The sequence below is a fragment of the Cupriavidus sp. MPR-AND1C genome, from assembly GCF_058809705.1.
The window spans coordinates 62,968-69,740 of sequence record NZ_JBXASU010000038.1; the positions used below are offsets into that span (position 1 = coordinate 62,968).

A 6,773-nucleotide genomic window follows, 5' to 3' on the forward strand; every position below is an offset into this window, starting at 1 on the left:
GCGGTATCAGGTCAGACGCGGTTCCAGTCGAACGCGGCCTTGTCGCCCTTGCCGTAGACCTTGAGCGCGCCCTTCTCGCCCACCGCGTTGGGGCGCTGGAAAATCCAGTTCTGCCAGGCGGTGAGCCGCCCGAAGATGCGGGTGAACATGTTTTCCTGGCCGTTGAAGCGCAGGTTGGCTTCCATGCCGGTGAGCGCATCCGGCGACATGGCCGCGCGCTCTTCCAGCGCGATGCGCACTTCATCGGTCCAGTCGATGTCGTCGGGATTGGCGGTCACCAGGCCCACCGCGAATGCGGCGTCGGCGTCCAGCGGCTGGCCGGCCTTGGCACGCACCGCGTCCAGCGCCGGCTGCTCGTCGTAAAAGCGCCGTCCCAGGCGGCTCTGACCCGTCACCATCGGGTACAGCCCGAAATTGGTTTCGGCCACGGTGATCCTGGGCGCGCGCGCCTCGTCGTCCGGCAGCGCCAGGTGGTAGCTGCGGTCGCACGCCAGCGCCAGCTCCAGGAAGGTGCCGGCAAAGCACGAGCCCGGCTCGATCAGCGCGAACAGGCTGCGCGAGGACACATCCAGGCGGGAGAACGTGCGGCGCAGCAGGCCGATGGTTTCGCGCACCAGCCAGTGATCCTGGTTGGCGAGCAACGTGGCGTCCATCGCCAGCACGTTGGCGGCGTCGCCTTCGGTCTTGATCAGCCAGGTGCCAATATCCAGTTCGTTGGTGCGCATCGACAGGATGGCGTCTTCGAGTTCGCGCGCCAGTTGCAGCGGGTACCAGGCGGCGCCGGCCTCGGCGATGGCGGCAACGCTCGTCGGCTGCGTGGCGGATGGGCCCTTCACGGTGAAGGTAGCCTTGCGGCCCGCGCGGTCGATCTCCACGGTGACATAGGTGTAGCGCAGTGCGTCGGTCTCCAGCGTGCGCGCAAGCGGGGTCAGCGCCACGCCGCTGGCGTTGGCCGGGCGGTCGCTCAGCGCAGCCAGGGCCTGGGCGCGCTCCTGCACTTTTTGCGCAAAGACGGCGGGCTTGGCGATGTCGTCCACCAGGCGCCAATCCTTGGCGCGCTGGCCGCGCACGCCTTCGGTGGTGGTGCAGAAGATGTCCGCAAGGTCGTGGCGCACGTGGCGCTTGTCGGTCACGCGGGTCAGGCCGCCGGTGCCAGGCAGCACGCCAAGCAGCGGCACTTCGGGCAGGCTCACGGCGGAGGAGCGGTCATCGACCAGGATGATTTCGTCGCAAGCGAGCGCCAGCTCGTAGCCGCCGCCGGCGCAGGCGCCGTTGACCGCGGCGAGGAACTTCAGGCCGCTGTGCTTGGACGAATCCTCCAGCCCGTTGCGCGTCTCGTTGGTGAACTTGCAGAAGTTCACTTTCCAGGAATGGCTGGAGACGCCCAGCATGAAGATATTGGCGCCGGAGCAGAACACCTTGTCCTTGCCGCTGGTGACCACCACGGTACGCACCTCGGGATGCTCGAAGCGGATGCGGTTGACCGCATCGTTGAGCTCGATGTCCACGCCGAGGTCATAGCTGTTGAGCTTGAGCTTGTAGCCGGGACGCAGGCCGGCGTTCTCATCGATGTCTACCGCCAGCGTGGCGATGGGGCCGTCGAAGGTCAGCTTGAGGTGCTTGTACTGGGACGGATCCGTCTGGTATTCGACGCGGGGGGCGGTAGTCATGGCTGTGTCTCCTCAGCAATGAAGCACAATAGTGCATGGGTTGTGTGTTGGTGAAAGAACTATAGTTCATACACAAACAGCCAGTCAAGCAATATTGTGCATCTACCCATCGAGGCGTCAGAGCGGAAGTTGCAGTGCGTAGCGCACGCGCTCGCGCAGCGCCAGGAAGGTGGGTTCCAGCGGTTCGGCGCTGGTGTCGACGCTGAACTCCGCCTTGGAATAGAAGGCCGCGCGGCCAGCCAGGATATGGCGCAGGTCTTCCATGGCCTCCTTGCTGGCGGCCATCGGGCGGAAGTCGCCCTGGGCGCGCACGCGGTTCATGTGATCTTCCGGGCTTGCCTGCAGCCACACCGTGGTGCAATGGGCCAGCAGCAGGTTGAAGGTGGCGGGGTCGGACACAAGGCCGCCGGGCGTGGCGATCACCGCCTCGGGATAGATCTGGATGGCTTCCTCCAGCGCGCGCCGCTCATAGCGGCGGTAGGCGTTCATGCCATACAGGCCCTGGATTTCGGAGATGCTGCAGCCGGCGAACTTCTCGATCTCGCGGCTGAGCTCCACAAAGGGAAAGCCCAGGTCCTCGGCCAGCATGCCGCCCAGCGTGGACTTGCCGGCGCCGCGCAGCCCGATCAGTGCCACGCGCGGGCTGCGCGCGGCGTTGCCGCCGCCGGTGCCGAGCATCTCGCCGACCGCAATGCGCACGCGGCGCAGCGTGCCTTCGTCGCGGTGTTCCAGCAGCTCCCGGATCAGCAGCCATTCCGGCGATGAGGTGGACACATCGCCAAGCAGTTCGGCCAGCGAGCAGTGCAGCGCCGAGGCGATCTGCAGCAGCACCAGGATGGAAGCATTGCCACTGCCGTATTCCAGGTTGGCGAGATGCCGCTCCGAAACCCCGGCGGCCAGCGCCGTGGCCTTGCGGGTCAGCCCCCGGCGCGAGCGGAGCTCACGCACACGCTCGCCCAGGGCGGCGAGAAAGGCGTTTTTTTCAAGCCCGCCGGCTTCTGCGGCGCTACCGTTGCCTGGCGCGGCATCGGCCTCCTGCTCGCCAGCAGCCTCCCGCGTTAACCCGGGAACATGCAATATAGTGCTTGACATGATTTCTTGGTGGCTCTATGTTTCACACATGCACAATAATGCATGAAGCGCGGGTATGCAACCCGCCTGAGTCTAACGGAGCCCCTTCCATGTCCCCCACCGAATTCCGCGAGCAGATCGCGCGGCTCACGGCCCGCATTGCCGGCCGCCCACTCGATGCCGCCCTGGATACCTGGCTGAATGCCGAGCATGGCGCAGGCAGCACCACTTACAGCGAACTCAAGGCGGCCTGCCTGGCCGGCGTGGCCGAGGGCTGGCTGTGCGACCGCGAGGGTGGCGGCATCCGCTATGGCCGCATCTTCAAGCCGGCCGAGGACCTGCACGGGTTCTCCGTCGACGTGGTCGACATGCGGGACATCGCCGGGCCGCATCACACCCACCCCAATGGCGAGATCGACCTGATCGTGCCGATCGACGCCACCGCCGAGTTCGACGGCCGCCCCGCCGGCTGGCTGGTCTGCCCGCCGGGCAGCGCACACCGGCCCACCGTCAGCCACGGCCGCGCGCTCGTCCTTTACCTGCTGCCCGACGGCCGCATCGACTTCACCCGTTGAGATTTCCTTCATGACCGAACTGCTTTCCAACTATCTTGGCGGCCGCTGGCAAGCCGGCTCCGGTGCCGGCGCGACGCTGTCCGACCCCGTACTGGGCGATGCGCTGGTACGCGTGGACGCCACCGGGCTCGACCTTGCCGCCGGCTTCGCCTTTGCGCGCGAGCAAGGCGGCGCCGCGTTGCGCGCCATGACCTACCGCGAGCGCGCCGCCATGCTGGCCGCCATCGTCAAGATCCTGCAGGCCAACCGCGATGCCTATTACGAGATCGCCACCGCCAACAGCGGCACCGTGCACAACGATTCCGCCGTGGATATCGATGGCGGCATCTTCACGCTTGGCACCTATGCCAAGCTCGGCGACGCGCTGGGAGAGCGACGCTACCTCATCGACGGCGATGCCGCGCGGCTCGGCAAGGACCCGCTGTTCCAGTCGCAGCACGTGCTGGTGCCCACGCGCGGCGTGGCGCTATTGATCAACGCCTTCAACTTCCCGAGCTGGGGCTTGTGGGAGAAGGCAGCACCCGCACTGCTGGCGGGCGTGCCCGTGATCGTCAAGCCCGCGACGGCCACCGCCTGGCTGACCCAGCGCATGGTCAGGGACGTGGTGGACGCTGGCGTGTTGCCGCCCGGCGCGCTGTCGGTGGTGTGCGGCAGCGCGGCCGGATTGCTGGACCAGTTGCAGCCGTTCGATGTGGTCTCCTTCACCGGCTCGGCCCAGACCGCCGCGCTGATCCGCTCGCATGCGGCGGTGACGCAGCGCTCGGTGCGCGTCAATATCGAGGCCGACAGCGTCAATTCGGCCCTGCTGCTGCCCGGCGAAGCCGCCGGCAGCGAAGCGTTCGACCTGCTGGCCAAGGAAGCCGCGCGGGAGATGACGGTCAAGTCCGGGCAGAAATGCACGGCCATCCGCCGCATCTTCGTGCCCGAGGCGCTGTATGGCGCTGCCGCAGACGCCATCGGCGCGCGGCTGGCCAGGGTCACCGTGGGCAATCCCCGCCACGAAGCGGTGCGCATGGGCGCGCTGGTCAGCCGGGCGCAACTCGCCTCGGTGCGCGAAGGGCTGGGTTACCTGCAAGCGCAGGCCGAGGTGCTGCACGACGGCGCGACGCACGCGCTGGTCGATGCCGATCCGGCCGTGGCCTGCTGCGTCGGGCCCACGTTGCTAGGTGCGCGTGATGCGCACGCGGCCGATCGCGTGCACGACACCGAGGTGTTCGGCCCCGTGGCCACGCTGGTGCCCTACCGCGATAACGCCGACGCACTGGCGCTCGTGCGCCGGGGCCAGGGCTCGCTGGTGGCATCGCTCTACGGCAGCGATGCCGATGCGCTGGCCAAAGCCGCCGTGGAACTGGCCGACAGCCATGGCCGCGTCCACGTGATCTCACCCGATGTTGCCCAGCTGCATACCGGCCACGGCAACGTCATGCCGCAATCGCTGCACGGCGGCCCGGGCCGCGCAGGCGGCGGCGAAGAGCTGGGCGGCTTGCGCGCGCTGAATTTCTATCACCGGCGCAGTGCCGTGCAGGCAAGCACCAGCGTGCTGGCACAGCTTTAAGGCACCACCAGCGCCACCCGCACCGCCACGGCAAACCCGACAAAACATCGATCTATCGATCCATCGACAGGGGGAGACAAGCATGACAGCCGAACCACAAGTCCAGCCACCCGGCACGCCGTTCAACTTCGCCCAGCACCTGATCGCGTGCAACGCGCGGCGCCCCGGCAAGACCGCTTACATCGACGACCACGGCGCGATGAGCTACGGCGAACTGGCCGAGCGCATCCGCCGTGTTGCCGCCGCGCTGCAGGCCAGCGGCATCCATCGCGAAGAACGCGTGCTGCTGCTGATGCACGATGGCAACGACTGGCCGGTGTGCTTCCTCGGCGCGATGTATGCCGGCATCGTGCCGGTGGCGGTCAACACACTGCTCACCGCCGACGACTACGCCTATATGCTGCAGCACAGCCGCGCGCAGGCCGTGCTGGTATCGGGCGCGCTGCTGCCCGTGCTGCAGCAGGCCATGGCCCAGGGCGGCCACGAAGCCGGGACCGTAATCGTCTCGCAGCCCGCCGGTCCATTGCCCGATGGCATGATCGCCCTCGATGGGTGGATCGACCGCACCGCACCGCTAGCGGCGCCGGCCAGCACCAGCCCCGACGATCCCGGCTTCTGGCTCTATTCGTCAGGCTCCACCGGGCGCCCCAAGGGCGTGCTGCACAGCCAGGGCAACCCGTACTGGACCGCCGAGCTCTATGCCAAGCCCGTGCTGTCGCTGGGCGAGGCCGACGTCTGCTTCTCGGCCGCCAAGCTCTACTTTGCCTATGGGCTCGGCAATGCCCTGACCTTCCCGCTGAGCGTGGGCGCCACCGTCGTGCTGATGGCCGAGCGGCCAACCCCCGAGGCCACGTTCAGGCGCTGGCTGGACTATCAGCCGACCGTGTTCTTTGGCGCGCCGACCGGCTACGCGGGCATGCTCGCCGCGCCCGGGCTGCCCACGCGCGAGCAGGTCTCGCTGCGCCTGTGCTCCTCCGCCGGCGAGGCCTTGCCCGCCGACCTGGGCGAGCGTTTCACCGCGCATTTCGGCTGCGAAATCATCGACGGCATCGGCTCGACCGAGATGTTGCATATCTTCCTGTCCAACCGCCCCGGGCAGGTTCGCTACGGCACCACGGGCTGGCCGGTGCCGGGCTACGCGGTGGAACTGCGCGACGAAGACGGCCACGCCGTGCCCGACGGCGATGTGGGCGACCTCTATATCCAGGGGCCAAGCGCAGCGCTGATGTACTGGGGCAACCGGGAGAAATCGCGCGAGACCTTTCGCGGCGGCTGGACCAAGAGCGGCGACAAATACGCGCGCAACGCCGACGGCAGCTACAGCTACGCCGGGCGCAGCGACGACATGCTCAAGGTCAGCGGCATCTATGTCTCCCCGTTCGAGGTGGAAGCCACGCTGGCCCAGCACCCCGCAGTGCTCGAAGCCGCGGTGATCGGCGTCCCCGACCCGGCCGGCCTCACCAAGACCAAGGCCTTCGTGGTGCTCAAACCCGGCGCGCAGGTCAGCGAGGCGGAGCTGAAAGCCTTCGTCAAGGAACGGCTCGCGCCCTACAAATACCCGCGCATCATCGAATTCATGGACGCGCTGCCGAAGACAGCCACAGGGAAGATACAGCGGTTCAGGCTGCGGGAGATGGAAGGCGCACCGGCATGAGCGGATAGGCCAAAGCCGCGCGCCATGACGACGGCCGTCACTCCCTCTCCCCTCATGGGGCGAGGGGTGCCAACCAAAAAATGAGCGACGCGAAGCGAGCCCCCCACGCGATGCGAAGCGAGCCGTCAAGGTGTACCAGGCCGTATGGGGCGCCTCGTCGGCAGGCAAAAAGAGCGGAAAAGAGGGGGCCATGTCTGAGCATCGCCTTAAGGCGATGTGAGTTTGGCCCCCGGCCGCTCTTTTTGGCT

General features: G+C 67.5%; 5 protein-coding genes. 3 read left to right on the forward strand and 2 right to left on the reverse strand.

What is annotated here, in order from left to right; translation table 11 throughout:
- Nucleotides 1–11: 11 nt before the first annotated feature.
- Both boxC and AC1RWI_RS20635 read right to left on the reverse strand, forming a co-directional pair.
- The gene (gene boxC, locus AC1RWI_RS20630) at nt 12–1,670 is read right to left on the reverse strand and encodes a 2,3-epoxybenzoyl-CoA dihydrolase (protein ID WP_492868370.1); all 1,659 of its coding nucleotides are present in this window, start codon (nt 1,668–1,670) and stop codon (nt 12–14) included.
- A 117-nt stretch (nt 1,671–1,787) separates the two neighbouring features.
- Nucleotides 1,788–2,762: a helix-turn-helix transcriptional regulator gene (locus tag AC1RWI_RS20635; protein WP_492868372.1), complete on the reverse strand. Its 975-nt coding sequence runs from the start codon at nt 2,760–2,762 to the stop codon at nt 1,788–1,790.
- 89 nt (nt 2,763–2,851) lie between these two features.
- Here AC1RWI_RS20635 and AC1RWI_RS20640 point away from each other — a divergent pair, with 89 nt between their 5' ends.
- From AC1RWI_RS20640 to AC1RWI_RS20650, 3 genes are all read left to right on the forward strand, one after another.
- Nucleotides 2,852–3,316: a DUF4863 family protein gene (locus AC1RWI_RS20640; RefSeq protein ID WP_043356820.1), complete on the forward strand. Its 465-nt coding sequence runs from the start codon at nt 2,852–2,854 to the stop codon at nt 3,314–3,316.
- 10 nt (nt 3,317–3,326) lie between these two features.
- Nucleotides 3,327–4,871, forward strand: coding sequence for a 3,4-dehydroadipyl-CoA semialdehyde dehydrogenase (locus AC1RWI_RS20645; RefSeq protein ID WP_492868374.1), 1,545 nt, complete (start codon nt 3,327–3,329; stop codon nt 4,869–4,871).
- A gap of 82 nt (nt 4,872–4,953) precedes the next feature.
- The gene (locus AC1RWI_RS20650; RefSeq protein ID WP_492868376.1) at nt 4,954–6,525 is read left to right on the forward strand and encodes a benzoate-CoA ligase family protein; all 1,572 of its coding nucleotides are present in this window, start codon (nt 4,954–4,956) and stop codon (nt 6,523–6,525) included.
- Nucleotides 6,526–6,773 lie beyond the last annotated feature (248 nt).